We start from the raw sequence: 16,568 nt of genomic DNA, 5'->3' as shown, positions 1-16,568 counted from the left end.
TTAGTTAAAATGTATTAATAATAACACATTACTAATTATTTTCCAGTATTTTATTATTTATTTCTTTATAATCTCCGGGTTTTAGATTATCTATTGTAAAACTACCATATTGAATCCTAATTAATTTGTTAACTTTTAGTCCACAATACTCGAATATTCTTCTAATTTCACGATTTTTTCCTTCAAATAAAACTACTTCAAACCAACAATTAGTTTTATTTTGCTTAAGTAATTTTATCGAATGAGGGTTATAAAATATCCCGTCAATTTCTAAATTTTTATAATTGCTTTTTAGTAGAATATCAGACTTCCCATACGCCCTAACATGATATACTCGCTTTAACCTACTTGAGGGGAGCTCAAACTGACGAGCTAAATCACCGCTATTAGTTAGTAATAATAAACCTTCGCTATTTAAATCCAGCCTACCTATTGAAATAACACGAGGTAAACCGGTTAGCTGTTCAAACACCGTTTTACGAGATAAAGGATCTTTATGAGTGGTAATTAAACCAACAGGTTTGTAATAAATCCAAAGCCTTGGTTTGTGTATATTATTGATTAATGTGCCTGATACTTCAATTTGATTACTAATATCAACATTTGTAGTTGGTGATAAAATTGTAATGCCGTCTACTTTTACCTGTCCTTCAACTATTAGCTTTTCAGCATCACGCCTAGAACAAACTCCTGCATTACTAATTATTTTAGCTAATCTATGCATTTTTAAATATAGTAATTTTCAATAGACCTCTTCCCAAGCGTCGTTTCTAGAGATAATTTATACGTCGATTCGGTACTCGCATCTTCACGTATTTCTATATATGCTGTGGTGCTGTGTCCCGTGTCTCCGTTAAATTCCTCTCTATAAGTTGGTTTGGGAAGAGGTCTAATAAGAATATATAAAAATACCCTTAAAAAGCAATATTAATAATTTTACATAAATTATTAATATAATTATACTATACCGCTACATATGTTTTAACAAAATTATACGAATGTTAATTTTACTTATCAAAACTTTTTATTCTTTAAAATTCTTATCGTCTTTTTTTAGCTGATTTTCTTTTTAACAAAAATTAAGTCCTTTGCTTTAATCTAAACTTCATTAAATTATGCAAAAACTTATTGGTTCAATCATGTTAATTTCAGGTACTTGTATAGGTAGCGGTATGATAGCACTACCCATGGTATTAGCAAAATTAGGTTATAATACCTCTAGTATAATATTGATGTTTGTAATTTGGTTTATAATTTATTATACTTCTTTAATTAACCTAGAGCTTAATCTTCAAGCGGGTAAAGGCTTAACACTTGGGCATTGGGAAAATATTTTTCAGGACATACTGCTCAAATCATCGGTACTGTAAGCCTTAAGCTCCTTTCATATGCTTTACTTGCAGTATTTATATACGGAGGCTCTTCAATATTACAGAAGTTATTAGCTTTAAATACAAGTATAACTTATATAGGAGCATGGTGTATTATTATTACCTCTAAAAGAAATATCTATATGGAGTATAGTCACTCCGGTAGTTTTTACTTCATTTAGTTTCCAAGTAATCTTCCATACCTTAACTAATTATTGTAACAAAAATGCTAAAGACGGCGTTTTTATTTGGAAGCTTAATTCCTGCAATAGTATATATAATTTGGACTTGTAGTATTCTTATTGTAGTACATCATAATAATCCAACATTTTATCAACAAATGATTACCAGTAATGTAGAAGTCGGAGATTTAAGGAATTAAGTAATATAGCAAAATGGCCGTTCGTACAATTATTAGTTTGGATAATTTCAACTCTTGCTATCGTTACATCAATACTCGGAGTAGGAGTAGGGCTATGTGATTCCCTTAAAACTATGTTTATGAATTCGATACCGAATGTAGTAATGCGTAATATGACCGCTTCTATCGTTACTATATTACCAGTTTATATTGTAGCAGTAGTACCTAATGCTTTTATTATAATTTTAGGATTTGCTGGTATGATTCTCGTAATTATTGCAATTTTATTACCGGTTTATCTGTTATATAAAGCAAAGATAAATAATTTATTATCTTGAATTACAAAAACAATATCTAATTATTATATGTGTAATTGTTGAAATGCTTATAATGGGCTATGAACTTGTTAATATAGTAACTAAATAATAAGGTTATTTATTATTAAATATACTAATAATATTGAAAAATAGGAATTTTGTAAATATAAATATTATGATAATAGGAAATAATATAGAAACAATCAAACATGTAAGAAATAACGGGCAAATATCCGTGGGGAAAAAATATGCAGGAAAACAGATACAAGTTTTAACATCAAGTGACGGTACTATAATAATAAAGCCCGGTAAGTTCATTCCTTATAATGAGATGTGGCTTTATAGGAACAATAATAATGAGGTGTTTGATAAAGCAATAGGATAAACAGAAAAAAATAAAAGATAAACATCATCATTGCGAGGAAGGTACGCAGTAACTGACGAAGCAATCTCAGGAAAAATTCCTGAGATTGCCACGCTCACTAACGTTCGCTCGCAATGACGATTTGGTATCCACGCAATAATGACGTAAAACAATTCTGATTTAATTAGAGTTAAAAGTTCTTGTCTCCAAATTACCAAATTTAGAAAATTGACTATCATAATAAAGCGGAACATTTCCAACTGGTCCGTTACGATGTTTTGCAACAATTATATCGGCAATATTATATACTTTGTTGAGCTTATCTAACCATGCGGCATGTTTAGCATCGCCTGCTGCCGGTTCTTTTCTAGTTAAATAATATTCTTCACGATAAATAAACATTACTATATCAGCATCCTGTTCTATAGTTCCCGATTCTCGAAGATCGGATAGCATAGGTTTTTTGTCCTCACGTAGTTCTACCGCTCTTGAAAGCTGAGATAACGCAATAACCGGAATATTTAACTCTTTTGCTATTGCTTTTAAACCTTGGGTTATTTCTGAAATCTCGCTAACTCTATTTTCGGATTTACTTACTCCTCTAATTAATTGTAAATAATCAATAAATAATATACCGAGATTATGCTTGCGTTTCATTCTTCTAGCTCTTGTTCTTATAGCGGAAATAGATAGAGCAGGGGTATCATCGATAAAAAATTGTAATTCCGATAAAGTATTTGCTTCCTTGCGAAGACGGTTATATTTTTCTTCACCTAGAATCCCCGTACGAAGAGAAGTAGAATCAATTTCTGCACACATTGAAAGTAGACGTGTGGTTAGCTGTTCTGAGGACATTTCTAAAGAGAAAAAACCTACTGACTGAATTTCTTGATTATCTCTAATATTTTTAAGACGCATATTATTACAGGCATTAAGTGCAAGATTTATAGCAAATGCCGTTTTACCCATAGACGGACGTCCTGCAAGAATTATAAGATCGGAATTATGAAAGCCGCATAATTTATTATCTAGATCAATCAAACCGGTAGATATACCGATTATATGATCATTATTTTTCATAGCCCTATTAATACTAGCTAGTGATTCTGAAATAGATATACCGATTTTGGTAAAACTTTTTTCATTCAAGCCTTCGCTAGCTAAATCGTAAAGTTTAGCTTCGGCATGTTCAATCTGTTCCTTTGCTTCAACTTCTAATGAAGAATTATAGGCATTATTTACTACTTCTTCACCGATATTTATTAAATTACGCTTTATTGCTAAATCATATATTATTTTACCATAATCAAGCGGATTTATTACCATCATTGACATAGTTATCAATTTTGCTAAATACTCCGCTCCTTCTACTTCTTGAAATAGTTCATCTTGAGTTAACATACTACGTAAAGTAATAGGTGTAGCTGTCAGCCCTTTTTCAGTAATTTTCTCAATTGCCTTATAGATTTTTTGATGAATAGGTTCAAAAAAATGTTCATCACGTAAAAATTCCGATACGTAATTTAGTAATTCGTTATTGGTTAAAATCGCTCCAAGTAGCATTTGCTCTGCTTGAACATTTGAAGGTAAAACCCTTGGTATAGGTAAATTATCTTCGTTATCAGCTAATATATTTGTTTCGTTATTTATTTTATTACGTGCCATTGTTGTTTGTTAAATTATTATATGGTTTGAAAAAAGAAGCCCTGTATGTCATTCCCACGAGGTATTGTTGCGTGGATACCGAGTCGTCATTGCAAGCAGCCGTAGGCTGCGTGGTGATAAAAAAATTCTGTAAATCAGAATTTTTACTGGATTGCTTCGTCAATTACTTATGTAATTTCCTCGCAATGACGTTAAAACCGATCCACACAACAAAGCCCAAAACAGAACATTTTACATTATTCATTCTTTGCTTCATTTCTACGTTCAGCGATTAATTTATCTACTAAACTTTCTTCCGGTGAAAAATATTTATTAATGATATTACAGGCTTTTTTAAATGCAAGTTTTAATAGTAAAGTTGATACTTTATTGCTCATAACTATCCCAGCGTTTAATTAAATTAGTTTCGATATCGAAAAAATCTAAAACTCTAGTAATAGAATGATTCACTATATCATCTATACTTACAGGGTTATTATAAAAAGCCGGCACGGGCGGCGATATAATGCCGCCGTAACTCGCTACTTTTAACATATTTTCTAAATGTCCGATATGCAAAGGAGTTTCACGGGTCATTAAAATAAGTTTCCTTCTGTCTTTAAGTACAACACCTGCCGCTCTACTAATTAAATTATCTTCCATTGAGTGAGCAATACTTGCTAAGGTCTTCATACTACAAGGGGCTATTATCATGCCTGAAGTTTTAAAAGAGCCGCTTGAAATAGTAGCACCTAAATCTTTATCGTTATAATAATAATTAGCCAGTAGTTTAACTTTATCTATAGAATATTTAGTTTCGAGCTTTATAGTAAGAGCTGCTCCCTCTGAAATAACCAAATGAGTTTCGATATTTTGTTGCTTTAGTACTTCAAGCAAACGAATACCGTATATTGCTCCTGAAGCTCCAGAAATTGCTATAACAATTTTTGTTTCTTTATTCATCTAGGTTTCTATAATTTATCAGTTTAGTATATAATAAAAAAAAAATTATAAAATACATTATATATGCGAATAGCAAAAATATTATTACCGGTAGCAAAATTATTTCCGCTAGATTATTTAATACCTGAAGATTTAGAGCTAAACATAGGTGACCTTGTTGTAGTGCCTTTTAGAAATAAGGAATTAACCGGCATAGTATGGGAGCTTGTTTCAAATTCCGAGGCAAAAAAAATAAAAACTATTAGAGCGAAAGTACCGTTAAACTTAAATATTACTTCAGAAGTTTTAGAATTAATTAAATGGATGAGTAGCTACTATATGTCAGAGCTTGGGAGCATAGCCAAGTTAGTATTACCTATGGATATTGCTGAAAAACCGATTAAAGTTAAGGAGCAGAAAGTCAATAATAACTTTGTGCTACCTGATTTGTCGGAAGAGCAGAAACAAGCAGTAACAATTTTAAATGAAAGTAATAAGCCAACACTTGTTAAAGGTGTTACGGGATCAGGTAAAACAGAAATATATTTTCATCTAATAGCAGATTACTTAGCAAAAGGCAAACAAGTGCTTGTTATGTTGCCTGAAATTGCTTTAAGTACACAAATTATTAATCGTTTTATAGAGCGATTCGGTTTTGAGCCTATCATATGGAACTCAAGCGTTACCAAAGCTCACAAGAAAATGATTTTAAGAGGTATATTAAGCGATAAAGTTAAAGTAGTAATTGGGGCTAGAAGTAGTTTGTTTTTACCTTTTAAAAATCTCGGTTTAATAGTTATAGATGAGGAACATGACGATTCCTATAAACAAGATGACGGTATATTATATAATGCTAGGGATACGGCTATCGTAAGAGGTACATTTGATAAAGCACAAATTGTTTTGTGTTCGGCAACACCGTCTATTGAAACGATACATAATATAGAAATTGGTAAATATCAATTGGTTACATTGGTTAATAGATACAAAAATGTCGATTTGCCAAATATAGAAATAATCGACATGACTAAAGAAAAGCTATCTAAGCATTCCTATTTATCCAAGCTTCTTATAGAAGCTATCAAAGGTAATTTAGATAATAAAAAGCAAGTCTTATTATTTCTTAATAGGCGTGGTTATGCTCCGCTCATGCTATGCAAAGCTTGCGGTCACAGATTGACCTGTAAATTCTGCTCTTCTTGGATGGTAGTACATAAAGCGACTAAAAAACTTGAATGTCACCATTGCGGTTATCAAAGTAAAATTTTTAGTTCTTGTCCTGAATGTCTAGAGGATGAAACATTAACTATCTGTGGTCCAGGTATAGAGAGAATAGAGGAAGAAGCAAAAGCACTTTTTCCTGAGAGTAAAATTGCGGTGATAAGTAAAGATCATGCTAAAAGCCCGGAAAAAATAGCACAGCTTCTACATCAAATGGAAAATTTAGAAATTGATATTTTAATAGGCACACAAATAATAACAAAAGGTTATCACTTTCCGAATCTTACTTTAGTTGGAGTAATAGATGCCGATCTTGGAAGCAATAATGCCGATCTTAGAGCATCTGAGCGAACTTTTCAGCTACTACATCAGGTAGGTGGTAGAGCGGGTAGAGGAGATAGTAAAGGTGTAGTATATTTACAAAGCTATTATCCTGATAATACAATTTTTAGTTATGTTAAAGCCGGTGATGAAGATAGTTTTTTTGCAAATGAACTTGAAATAAGAAAATCAGCAGATATGCCGCCATTTTCCAAAACAGCATCGGTAATTTTGTCAGGTTCCAGTGAGGCTAAAATTCTAGAAATTGCTAGGGATATGGTCCGAGTTGCACCAAAAGCAAACGTGAAAATTTTAGGACCGGCAAGCTCATTAATGTCAAAGCTCGCTGGTAAATATCGTTACCGAATACTTATTATAGCCGATAAGAAATTTAATTTGCAGAAATATTTAAAATTTTGGCTAAGCCTTATAAAAATTCCTTCTTTTTGCCATCTAAAAATAGATATCGATCCTAAAAGTTTTTATTAGCTTCTATATCTTTCTCCTTGATTCTTCGACGGTGGAACATTAGATGAATGAGGAGAAGGATTGGTAAGAGATTTTTGTATTTCTGCTATAGCTTTTTTAGTATTTTGAGTAGAATTTTTATAGCATCTTTATAAAAAGCAGCTTTAGCTTTATCTCCAGTAAAAGAATATTTTATAAAATTACCAATATTTTTCCAAATAGGATTATTATCCATTTTTGTAGTTTCTTCACACCATTTACCTACCTCTTGCAGTTTTGCTTCAACTTTAGCTATAGCAGCTGGATTATGTTTATTATCATCATAAATCTGAATAATATTATTTACTTTTTCTTTAAATTCAATGTGTTTTCTACTTTGTTTCAAATGAGCTATTATATCATCATTGTTTACTAATTCTCTCAGATTATCAATTATATCAGATAGTGTAGGTGGTTCAGGTAATTTATAATGTTGATTGATTTTTTCAAATTTATCTTTGTGTGGATGATTCTTGATTAGATCATCTTCTATAAAAGAAACAAACTCTTTTTGAGGTACTCCTACTTGTTTTATTAGCCGTCCTAATGATTGTTCATAAGCTTTAATAGTAACATCAAGACGCTTCCCTGCCATAGAACCGCTTAATGCTATATAGTGGCTAAATTCCGGAATCAAAGCATCTTTAGTATCAATATTATGATCTTTAAAAAATTGCTCTATTTTCTCTTTTACGGTTAAATTGGATTGTTTTTTAGGTGTTGTTTCCGGTACTTTTGTTTGTTCTGGAGCCGGTTTTGAAAAAATAATAGGCTTTTGGGTTTCAACTTGCGGAGATGGGGTGTCAACAAATATATCAAGTGCTTGGGAATGTGTAGTTAAGTCAGTCTGTTTTTTATGTGCCTCGTTCCATGCCTTTATTTGCTCAGAAGTGGGTTTTGGAGGAACAGCCGGTTTTGTATTTTTTGGTGGGTTATTTGACATATTTTTTGATTTTTTTCCCACTCTTGTATTCTATCTTTTACTGATTTTGGAATATTATCTTGTGCCATATTAAGCTCCTATGTTTATTTACATAATTAAACAGCTTGCTTAAATTTTTTATAAATTGCAAGCAAAATTTCTTTTTGTAATGCAATATTTTTACTATAAGATAGTTAGGTTATATATTTTATATATTAGAATCCAAGTTATTAACTAAAATGAGATATGAATTTTATGTACCCCCATATTAGACTTAGAAGAAATAGAAAAGCTTTTTGGCTTAGAGAGTTAATATCCGAAAGTAATTTATCGGTTAGTGATTTAGTGTTGCCTTTATTTGTTGTTGAAGGACATAATGAAAGGCAAGAAATTAAAACTATGCCTGGTATATATCGTTTATCGATTGATCAAATAGTAGAAACGGCAAAAGAAGCAGCAGAGCTGGGTATTAATGTTATTGCATTATTTCCGAGTATTGATCAAAGTCTAAAAAGTGAAAATGCCGATGAGGCTTATAATTTAGATAATTTAATATGTAGAACTATTAGAAGCATCAAAAACGCTAATATCGATATTGGTATAATATGCGATGTAGCACTTGATCCTTATACTACACATGGTCATGATGGTATTGTGCATCATGGGGAAGTTGATAATGATAGATCAGTAAGAGCTTTGTGTAATCAGGCATTAGTGCTAGCAAAAGCTGGAGTAGATATTGTTGCACCTTCCGATATGATGGATGGAAGAATCAGGGCTATAAGGGAATATCTTGACAAAGAGGGATTTATAAATGTTGGAATTCTTGCTTATGCCGCTAAATATGCTTCAAGTTTTTACGGTCCGTTTCGCGATGCTGTTAAGAGTAATAAAAAGAATTATTTAGATAAATCAAGCTATCAAATGGATGTACGTAATATTAAGGAAGCAATGCTTGAGATTGAGCATGATATAGCAGAGGGAGCCGATATGGTAATGGTGAAGCCTGGTATGCCGTTTTTGGATGTTATTCGTGAAGCGGCAAATAATTTAAATGCTAAAATTTTTGCATATCAGGTTAGTGGAGAATATGCAATGTTAAAATTTGCAGCAGAAGCAGGGGCAATGGATTGGGAGAGAGCTTTGATGGAGTCATTAATTAGTTTTAAACGTGCCGGTGCCACAGGTATATTTACCTATGCAGCTCTTGAAGTAGCTGAAATATTAAAGAACAATAAAATTAAGTAGAAAACGGCTTCTGATATAAAATAAATAATATGTTTTATAATTATATCAAAATTATCAATGTGGTGTAAATCATTATAAAGAGGCGAAGATGACGCAAAATAAGAAATCAGTATTTAAAGGTTGGAATTTTTTAAAGCCTAAAGAAGGCGGAGCTAATGAGGTAGGAGAGCATGGCGGAGTATATCAAAGCTTAGACGGTAAAATTACGGCGATGATAAAAAAAGAGGCTTCAAGCTCAAAAAATATAGCCGAGTTTTTAGGATCTCAAATTTTTGAAGCTATAAGTCCTGGAAATGGAGCAAAGGTTAATTTAATTGCTCCTGATGATTTTAATAAATCTAAAGCCGTTGATTTGCAAATATATGTCAAATCTGAATTTTTTGAGAATTATAGTAGTGATATGTATGTGGACATGGATAAACATATGTCTGCTAAAACTAAACCGAGTTCTTGGTTTAGAAAGGACGGCGGTAGACCACTTTTTATGGGGGCTAGAAATAAATTATTTAGAACCTTAGAAAATGCTTTTAAGGAAATTAAGTATCAGAACTTTGAAAACATTATGCCGGCAAGTTTATTGATCGGCGATTTTGATATACATGTTGGAAATATAGGAGTTATCAGAGATCAAAAAAATCCAAAAACTTTACCTAAATTAGTAAGAATTGATTTTGCTGGTAGTTTTGATAATTTAACAAATAATATATGTCCGCATTCAAGAGCCAAACATTTGCCTGGATTCGGTCCCACTAACCATTTTAGAGAATTTCCTTCTAATTTAAGAACAAAAAATCCTAATTTTGCCGATAGCTTACTTGCAGTTTCTAAAATTGATTTAAGCAAAACTATTGATAAAAGTTTTGATGCATTAACTAAATATTATAGTAATGAAGCAATTGCAGAATTTGCAAAACAAGCGATGCCAAAGCAATTTAATAATAAACAATCTAAAGAAATAACGCCTGAAGAAATTAAGGCTAGTTTAATAGATACAATGAAAAAAAGGCAAGAATCCTTAAAGGAATACGGCTTAGAAATTAAAGTAAATAGTTTAATTTCTAAAAAATATAGTTTTCCTTATTACGAAGTGAAAGAGCAAGGATTAAAAACATTAATGAAAGAGTATCCTGATTATTTTGCGAAAATTCTTAATTATGAAGAAAGAAAAAAAGGAGGACAAAAACTTAAATTAAGAAATAAAATTACTACTAATTTTGCAAGAATTTTAGAAATACTTGGTATTAGAGATAGTGCGAAAAAACATTTAATAAAGACAATAAAAAGTTTAAATGAAGATATTAAAGATGAAAGAAATTTAGCTGGTTCTTCTGATAAAATAAAGAAAGAACCAAAACAAAAATTGGTAAAGACAAATATATATGCAAACAGAGAATATGTAGATGCTCTAGAAAAATTTAAGAAAGAAGTTGGAACGGATGATATTGTTAGTGTTACTCCAAGTCAATTAGGTCTAGCTAAAAAAGCTAAACAAAAAGACCAAGATTTATTAAAATTAGATGAAGAAAATCTAAAACATATAAAGAATCTAAAAGAAAAGGTTATGAAGCCTACTCAAACTACTGCAGTTAGTGTTGTTAATAAAAAGTCTACACCGGCTAAAACGAGATAATAAATGAACCAAGCAACAAGAAGCCTACAACTAAGTAATTAATCAGTAAAAGCCCATATTGCATCGGCAGCTTAATTATCTCAATCTTTTTAGAAAAATACATGGCTTTTACTACTTTAAGATAATAAAACGCAGCAACTACGCTGGTAAAAATACCACAATAAGCTAATGCGAATTCTTCTTGATTAATTGCTTGGTAAAAAAGGTAATATTTACCGAAAAATCCTGTAAGAGGAGGGATTCCAATCATTGAAAACATAACTATGCTAATTACGGCAGCTATAGTTTTATGATACTCTGCAATTCCTTGTATAGTTTTAAAACTAGCTTTATCGACGTCTTTACCGAGCAGTATAATTAAGCAAGTAAAAAATCCTATACTCCCTACCGCATATATTAGAATATATAGTAGAGCTGCTTTATATCCTTCTTGATTATGCAGAAGAACGCCGATTAATACATAACCGATATTTAAAATAGTACTATAAGCCATTAATCTTTTTAGAGAAGTTTGACGAATGGCTCCAAAAGCTCCAAACAGCATAGATAATATAGCAATTATCTTTATTAAATTATAATTAATAGGATAGTAATTACCTATAATTAATTTGCTGATATTTAATAAAACAATAACCATACCTATTTTTGAGGCAGCGTTGAAATAAGTAACCGAAGTAATCGGTGATCCTTCATATACGTCAGGGACCCAAAAATGGAGTGGAACACTTGAGAGTTTAAAGAAAATACTACTTAAAAATAGTATAATACCGATTATTAAACCAAGATTCATTCCGGAATTATCATTTAGTTTATATAAGATATCCTCAAATTGTAGGCTTCCGCCGAATCCGTATATAAAAGAAATACCGAATAATGATAAACAACTAACTAAACTACCTAAGATAAAATATTTTAAAGCACCTTCCGATGATTTCATATCATTTAATTTGAATCCTGCAAGTGCATATGAAGTTAAAGCAGTAAGCTCCATACCGCAGAATAATAATAGAAAATTCCGTGATGAAATTGCAACAAAAATACCTACAACCGATAATAACATTAAAGTAATAAATTCAAACTTTAATTCATCAGCAACAAGAATAGAGTAATCACGGTATATAATCATGGAGATAATAGTGAATAGTAGCACTATGCTTTTACTAATACCGATATTTATTCCGGTAGCAAATGAGTACCATACTCCTTCATAACTTGAGTACTTAAAGGTAAGAAAAATTGATAATATGCATAGTAAAATAATGATATTAGAAATAATTCTATTTTTATTTGGGATCATTACGGCAAAAAACTGCCCTAAAAGTGCTATTAAAGTCAAAGTTATTTCAGGAAGTAGCAGTAGCATATAAAACTAATATTATTTATGGAAATATAAATATTAGTAAATAAATCATTTTTTATCAACAAACTTATATATAATATTGCACTTTAATACTACCTCTAATTAAAATTATTTTCTTCGTAAAATTATATTATACAAAAAAAAGCCTAAACATGATGAGATTGTACGTAGTGCATTTGAAAACCCTATAGTTGCTAAAGCCCTCTACAGCTTAGTTCTAATAATCCTTCTTTGTTCTTATTCTTTAGCAGGCTTCGTATCCTGTGCAAATATATTATTACCGGCTATTAAAATTCCTATGGCTAATATTTCATAACTATAAGTGCTAATTTTGTTGAGTGTATAATGTCTTATACATTAATAATTAATAGTTGCAATAAATAAAAAAATAAATTATTTTGGTTAATCAATTTTAAATTGCTTAAATAAAATTAAATTCTTAAACTCACACCTATAATTGTTTTAATCTAATTAGGTTTTCTAATAAAAATATACTTTCTACCATTAAGTAAAAATATGAAGCCTTCTACTTCAAAATCATTAACTGACAAGTTAAGAACCTTATATAGTTCTCACGATACTTTACCAAAGCTAATAGAAGATACGAAAAAAAAGCTCGGTCTTTAGATGAATATTAAGTAAAATTACAGATATTATTTAGTGAAGACGATGAAGCAGCTAAAGCAGCATTACGCGATAAAGTTGTCGGAGAAAAGAGATCGATAGAAATAGAGAATATTTTTAAAGCCATAGATACGGAAAGATAAGAGAGCTGTTTAATAAAAATTATCAAGTTCAAGAAGAAAAAATTGATAATATAGTTAAGTCATAAATGAAGAACATAAGTTTGAGATACTTCGCAGAAATCTACCTAATAAAAGTGAATCAGAAATAAAAAATATAATTGAGCAAGTAAACAGAATAAAAGCAGATGTCGGTAAAGTACTGTTACTCGGTAGTGCAGGAATAGGTAAAACCACGTTAATGCATTATATATCTTATAAATGGGGAAAAGGGGAGTTATGGAGCGATAAGTTTGATTATGTTTTTAGAGTTAAAAGAATTATTAAATGAAAGTTAGAAAGACGGTTATAGTGGGTATTTTGATATTAATAATTTATCTCAAAGTAAGCTTAATTGTTTTATCCATTATTGTTTAGGCAGTAGTGAAAGTACCTTAAGTGTTAAGGAAATAATGGATATCCAAAATAAAGATAAGATGTTGTTATTACTTGACGGGTATGACGAAGTAGCACATCTAAATACTCGAGATGTAAAAAGTTAATAGATAAAATATTAGAATATCAAAACGTAATAATGAGTTCTAGACCTAATGTGGTTGTAGAAGAAATGCGTAAAACAGGTTTGCGCGGAAAGTAGACAATACAGGACAGGCTGGGATAGTGAGGGAATAGAGCAATATGTACATAAAAATTTTGAGTATGATAAAGAGCTAGGAGTGCAATTAAAAAGCTTTTTGGATACTCATAGCCAAATAAAAGAAATATGTGAAGTTCCTATCAATACTGCATTAATATGTTTGGTTTGGAGTGATCAAGATATAAGGGATCAGTTGCACAAAAACAGCGATGAAGATTTGAATATAAGTCGTTTATATAGTGAAGTAATAAACTGGCTTAATAATAGGCATATAGAAAAAAACAAAATATAAAAATAAAACTGAAGCTGAAGTTATAGAACAAGGATGATTAAAAAGCAAAGGAAGTAATTATCAATTTATTCACTTAACTATTCAAGAATTTTTAGCCGCATGTTATTTAAAAAATCAGTTAACAGATAATAAGATGCAAAAATAAGGTTGAAAACCAGTAATTTTAAATTACTAGATGCCGGGGCAAATAAAAGATTAGATGCCTATGAAATTAAGATAGATAGCCACAATAAAACACTATAGTGGAACAATACAAAAAGCAGAAATCTTTAGAGAAATTGAAAGTTTAGTACAAGAAAGCCCATTATTATACGATTACTGTAATGCATTTTATTGGAATATAAAAATATCATAAATGCTTGCTGTATTGCTGAAACTAAAATAAGCAAGAGGGTATAATAAAAATATTAGTAAAAGGTATAGATTTAATAACGCAAAGTTTCTTAATAGATATATTAACAGATTTGGCTTGCAGTATAGTAGCAGCAAGGCATGAGAGAAAGCATGGAAATAAAGTAATGAGTATAAACGATATTATTCGCAATAAAATTGGAATGGAAGATTTAGACGATAACTTAAAGAAAATAGTTATTATTAAAACACAAGAACGTAGAAACGAAATAATAAATCTCTCAAAAACACCTATATCAAATTCTGATTCTACTAGAGCTAATATAAAAGAATTAGGTAATGTAGTTAAAGAATTTGGGCTTTCTAAAGCTATAGAAAGACATGATCAGGATAATATAGCTGTGCAACTAGCTTTAAAGGACTCTATTTTATTTATTGAATCTTTATATACAAACCGTGATGATATATTGAATGAAAAAAACGATTTTTACGTGCAGGATGAAAAGGGTGAAAATAGTAATATTGTCTAATGTTAATCTCTTCTGACACCTAATAAATGTAAAATCAGATAAGCAGCAATTGCCACTCTCCTAAGAATCGTGTATGCTGGTTTTCCCGCACACAGCTCAAACCTTAATGCACATGTGATGAGTTTCTTTTGAGTCGGTTCACGCTTTTCAAAATATTTCTTATATGCCGGATCATATATTGTAGTATCCATTTTAACTTTCACATGTCTTACAATCGGTAAATATTTCATTTTGAGTCTCTTTATTCATACTCTTAGGTTCATCTAGTGACATAGATGGTTGCCTAGCGGCAACAACTCTTTGATACAACCTCGTTGTCACAAACTATTCTATTAAAAGGTTCTTGCACGATAAACTCAAAAATATGATCTCTAATACGTCCGATTGTATCCCATACAAATTCTGGAATCTTCTTAAAACCGTCATATCCAAGCAAAGCAAAAATAGGATTATTAATTAACTTATTATCATATATAACATAAGCTCTTTCGCTATAGTATATTTACCCGTCCTGGGCTTTCCTATTAAATAGATAATATTTTAGAGGCAATTTCTATAGCCCCTAACTTTGAGCTATCGAACCAAGTATTATAGAAGTTTCTACAAGATTCAAAAACATCATATTGTCCACTCTGTAATCTTACAAAATCTTCCGTTAAGAAGAGGTTGTCAGTTCTAGTTTTTAATCTTTTTAATCGTTCTTCAACCGGACACAAGATGCCTTAAAAAGGTTATTTTGTAACCATGTAGATATTTAAGATAAAATTTAGCAAGTTCTTGAGCATCCAGACCATCTAGTGCCGTATCGATTACAATATTAAAATTTTTATCTAATAATGCTTTTGCGGTTGTAAGCAATATCAACGCAACAATTTTTCTTCTTGCTAACCTATTATTATTAAAACGACCTTTTAGTCTATCATCATTGTTTTCAGTGCCGGCTTCATTTTCTGCAAACTTAAATTCTGTAGGAAAAATCGTACTATAAAACGCTCCGACTTTATCAATTTGTAAATGAATAAATTTATTATTAGATTGTCTACAAATTTCTTTGGCTATTGTTGTTTTACCTGCACAAGAAGGACGGACCGTTGATTATTATAACTTGATTCATATTTAACTAATCTCAATTATGATATAATAAATCGTCCCACAAGTAATTTTTAGAAAAAATATATTTATGTATAAACTTATCAAAGTAGTTTATTTACTTTTAAATCTTTCTTCAAGTTCCTTATCTAAAAGCCAAATATGTTCTTTTCAAGTATTTCATAACGTAATTGTTCTTTTTCTTTATCTATAATATGCTTCGATTTAACATGATCTTTGATGAAAATTGAATCACGATAACTATTAAATATTTTCATAAAATCATTTAAAATTTTAACTTCACTATATATTATGCACTTAAGTAATAACTCCATTAGGCTTATGCGTTGCACACATTATAGCGAGTGGAAAGAATACCATCGCATACGAGCTGAACAAATCTTTGATACTATAAACGTAAAATATGATTCTAACCATCCAACTATAACGGCAGAGAATCATTATCATTTTGTGTTATATAAAAGAGTTAAAATCGTTGCAACTGCTCATATAGAATTTTTCAATGAAAATGAATTGGCACTAAGGTCACTTGCAGTAGATAGGCCTTATCAAAACCAGGGATTCGGTAAATATACAATGAAGCTTGCGGTTTTAAACCATTATTTAATTTAAAGCCACAAAACTATGAATTTAATATGGTGTATATGGTTAAGAATCTAGAATCTAACAATCCTCTACAAAATTTAATTCTGCTTGAG

Annotated in this window: 19 protein-coding genes; 10 read left to right on the top strand and 9 right to left on the bottom strand. The window is 30.6% G+C overall.

Translation table 11 applies throughout. The annotated features are described in order from the left end of the window. Positions 1-31: 31 nt before the first annotated feature. Entirely contained in the window at positions 32-724 is a 693-nt protein-coding gene (locus RSL_RS04150; protein ID WP_004998185.1) for a pseudouridine synthase, read from the bottom strand. 391 nt (positions 725-1,115) lie between these two features. Here RSL_RS04150 and RSL_RS04145 point away from each other — a divergent pair, with 391 nt between their 5' ends. The 4 genes from RSL_RS04145 (at position 1,116) to RSL_RS04135 (ending at position 2,433) form a co-directional block, all read left to right on the top strand. Then, entirely contained in the window at positions 1,116-1,370 is a 255-nt protein-coding gene (locus tag RSL_RS04145) for an aromatic amino acid transport family protein (protein WP_041472091.1), read from the top strand. Continuing rightward, positions 1,322-1,552, top strand: coding sequence for a to amino acid permease (locus tag RSL_RS09575; protein WP_081463617.1), 231 nt, complete (start codon positions 1,322-1,324; stop codon positions 1,550-1,552). The genes RSL_RS04145 and RSL_RS09575 overlap by 49 nt, the downstream gene beginning before the upstream one ends. A 205-nt stretch (positions 1,553-1,757) precedes the next feature. After that, the gene (locus tag RSL_RS04140) at positions 1,758-2,069 is read left to right on the top strand and encodes an aromatic amino acid transport family protein (RefSeq protein WP_081463616.1); all 312 of its coding nucleotides are present in this window, start codon (positions 1,758-1,760) and stop codon (positions 2,067-2,069) included. Positions 2,070-2,223: 154 nt separating this feature from the next. After that, positions 2,224-2,433, top strand: coding sequence for a hypothetical protein (locus RSL_RS04135; protein WP_014419854.1), 210 nt, complete (start codon positions 2,224-2,226; stop codon positions 2,431-2,433). Positions 2,434-2,592: 159 nt separating this feature from the next. On the opposite strand, the gene RSL_RS04130 is transcribed toward RSL_RS04135, so the two are convergent. The 3 genes from RSL_RS04130 to RSL_RS04125 form a co-directional block, all read right to left on the bottom strand. Beyond that, positions 2,593-4,077 (bottom strand): replicative DNA helicase, encoded by a 1,485-nt coding sequence (locus tag RSL_RS04130; RefSeq protein WP_004998193.1) that lies wholly within the window; start codon positions 4,075-4,077, stop codon positions 2,593-2,595. A 236-nt stretch (positions 4,078-4,313) separates the two neighbouring features. Next, positions 4,314-4,454, bottom strand: a complete 141-nt coding sequence (locus RSL_RS09340) for a hypothetical protein (protein WP_014273580.1) — start codon at positions 4,452-4,454, stop codon at positions 4,314-4,316. Next, positions 4,444-5,019: a UbiX family flavin prenyltransferase gene (locus RSL_RS04125; protein WP_014273579.1), complete on the bottom strand. Its 576-nt coding sequence runs from the start codon at positions 5,017-5,019 to the stop codon at positions 4,444-4,446. Before RSL_RS04125 ends, RSL_RS09340 begins: the two co-directional genes overlap by 11 nt. Positions 5,020-5,082: 63 nt before the next feature. On the opposite strand from RSL_RS04125, the gene RSL_RS04120 reads away from it, so the two are divergent. Next, on the top strand, positions 5,083-7,029 hold the full coding sequence (locus RSL_RS04120; protein WP_014273578.1) for a primosomal protein N': 1,947 nt from the start codon (positions 5,083-5,085) through the stop codon (positions 7,027-7,029). An 85-nt stretch (positions 7,030-7,114) separates the two neighbouring features. Here the strand turns inward: RSL_RS04120 and RSL_RS10010 are convergent, their stop codons facing one another. After that, the gene (locus RSL_RS10010; protein WP_014273577.1) at positions 7,115-7,990 is read right to left on the bottom strand and encodes a hypothetical protein; all 876 of its coding nucleotides are present in this window, start codon (positions 7,988-7,990) and stop codon (positions 7,115-7,117) included. Positions 7,991-8,224: 234 nt separating this feature from the next. Here RSL_RS10010 and hemB point away from each other — a divergent pair, with 234 nt between their 5' ends. Both hemB and RSL_RS04105 read left to right on the top strand, forming a co-directional pair. After that, positions 8,225-9,217 carry a porphobilinogen synthase gene (gene hemB / locus RSL_RS04110; protein ID WP_014410814.1) on the top strand — a complete coding sequence of 331 codons (993 nt, stop codon included), beginning with the start codon at positions 8,225-8,227 and terminating at the stop codon, positions 9,215-9,217. An 88-nt stretch (positions 9,218-9,305) separates the two neighbouring features. Further along, positions 9,306-10,847, top strand: coding sequence for a hypothetical protein (locus tag RSL_RS04105; RefSeq protein ID WP_014273575.1), 1,542 nt, complete (start codon positions 9,306-9,308; stop codon positions 10,845-10,847). On the opposite strand, the gene nuoN is transcribed toward RSL_RS04105, so the two are convergent. Next, positions 10,834-12,210 (bottom strand): NADH-quinone oxidoreductase subunit NuoN, encoded by a 1,377-nt coding sequence (nuoN, locus tag RSL_RS04100; protein ID WP_012719810.1) that lies wholly within the window; start codon positions 12,208-12,210, stop codon positions 10,834-10,836. The genes RSL_RS04105 and nuoN overlap by 14 nt on opposite strands. A 981-nt stretch (positions 12,211-13,191) precedes the next feature. On the opposite strand from nuoN, the gene RSL_RS10895 reads away from it, so the two are divergent. Next, positions 13,192-13,281: an NTPase gene (locus RSL_RS10895; protein ID WP_231567149.1), complete on the top strand. Its 90-nt coding sequence runs from the start codon at positions 13,192-13,194 to the stop codon at positions 13,279-13,281. Between the two features lie 1,062 nt (positions 13,282-14,343). Beyond that, positions 14,344-14,760 carry a hypothetical protein gene (locus RSL_RS04085; protein ID WP_014419850.1) on the top strand — a complete coding sequence of 139 codons (417 nt, stop codon included), beginning with the start codon at positions 14,344-14,346 and terminating at the stop codon, positions 14,758-14,760. 2 nt (positions 14,761-14,762) lie between these two features. On the opposite strand, the gene RSL_RS04080 is transcribed toward RSL_RS04085, so the two are convergent. The 3 genes from RSL_RS04080 to RSL_RS10500 form a co-directional block, all read right to left on the bottom strand. Further along, positions 14,763-14,990 carry a hypothetical protein gene (locus tag RSL_RS04080; protein ID WP_010977405.1) on the bottom strand — a complete coding sequence of 76 codons (228 nt, stop codon included), beginning with the start codon at positions 14,988-14,990 and terminating at the stop codon, positions 14,763-14,765. 472 nt (positions 14,991-15,462) lie between these two features. Next, positions 15,463-15,618 (bottom strand): hypothetical protein, encoded by a 156-nt coding sequence (locus RSL_RS09150; RefSeq protein WP_014419849.1) that lies wholly within the window; start codon positions 15,616-15,618, stop codon positions 15,463-15,465. 380 nt (positions 15,619-15,998) lie between these two features. Further along, positions 15,999-16,127, bottom strand: coding sequence for a hypothetical protein (locus tag RSL_RS10500; RefSeq protein ID WP_267878479.1), 129 nt, complete (start codon positions 16,125-16,127; stop codon positions 15,999-16,001). 64 nt (positions 16,128-16,191) lie between these two features. Here RSL_RS10500 and RSL_RS04070 point away from each other — a divergent pair, with 64 nt between their 5' ends. Beyond that, on the top strand, positions 16,192-16,482 hold the full coding sequence (locus RSL_RS04070) for a GNAT family N-acetyltransferase (RefSeq protein WP_014419848.1): 291 nt from the start codon (positions 16,192-16,194) through the stop codon (positions 16,480-16,482). Positions 16,483-16,568: the final 86 nt, after the last annotated feature.

The organism is Rickettsia slovaca 13-B (assembly GCF_000237845.1).
In the GTDB taxonomy this organism is placed as follows: domain Bacteria; phylum Pseudomonadota; class Alphaproteobacteria; order Rickettsiales; family Rickettsiaceae; genus Rickettsia; species Rickettsia rickettsii.
Note: the sequence above shows the minus strand (reverse complement) of the source record. Positions and strands in the feature narration are given on the sequence as shown.

Bases quoted from the DNA above. Each gene is read 5' to 3' on its own strand.
- RSL_RS04105 (WP_014273575.1), top strand. From the start codon at position 9,306: ATGACGCAAAATAAGAAATCAGTATTTAAAGGTTGGAATTTTTTAAAG.
- RSL_RS10010 (WP_014273577.1), bottom strand. From the start codon at position 7,990: ATGTCAAATAACCCACCAAAAAATACAAAACCGGCTGTTCCTCCAAAA.
- nuoN (WP_012719810.1), bottom strand. From the start codon at position 12,210: ATGCTACTGCTACTTCCTGAAATAACTTTGACTTTAATAGCACTTTTA.
- RSL_RS04130 (WP_004998193.1), bottom strand. From the start codon at position 4,077: ATGGCACGTAATAAAATAAATAACGAAACAAATATATTAGCTGATAAC.
- RSL_RS04070 (WP_014419848.1), top strand. From the start codon at position 16,192: ATGCGTTGCACACATTATAGCGAGTGGAAAGAATACCATCGCATACGA.
- hemB (WP_014410814.1), top strand. From the start codon at position 8,225: ATGTACCCCCATATTAGACTTAGAAGAAATAGAAAAGCTTTTTGGCTT.
- RSL_RS04125 (WP_014273579.1), bottom strand. From the start codon at position 5,019: ATGAATAAAGAAACAAAAATTGTTATAGCAATTTCTGGAGCTTCAGGA.
- RSL_RS04120 (WP_014273578.1), top strand. From the start codon at position 5,083: ATGCGAATAGCAAAAATATTATTACCGGTAGCAAAATTATTTCCGCTA.
- RSL_RS04145 (WP_041472091.1), top strand. From the start codon at position 1,116: ATGCAAAAACTTATTGGTTCAATCATGTTAATTTCAGGTACTTGTATA.
- RSL_RS04150 (WP_004998185.1), bottom strand. From the start codon at position 724: ATGCATAGATTAGCTAAAATAATTAGTAATGCAGGAGTTTGTTCTAGG.
- RSL_RS04135 (WP_014419854.1), top strand. From the start codon at position 2,224: ATGATAATAGGAAATAATATAGAAACAATCAAACATGTAAGAAATAAC.
- RSL_RS09340 (WP_014273580.1), bottom strand. From the start codon at position 4,454: ATGAGCAATAAAGTATCAACTTTACTATTAAAACTTGCATTTAAAAAA.
- RSL_RS10895 (WP_231567149.1), top strand. From the start codon at position 13,192: ATGCATTATATATCTTATAAATGGGGAAAAGGGGAGTTATGGAGCGAT.
- RSL_RS10500 (WP_267878479.1), bottom strand. From the start codon at position 16,127: ATGAAAATATTTAATAGTTATCGTGATTCAATTTTCATCAAAGATCAT.
- RSL_RS04080 (WP_010977405.1), bottom strand. From the start codon at position 14,990: ATGAAATATTTACCGATTGTAAGACATGTGAAAGTTAAAATGGATACT.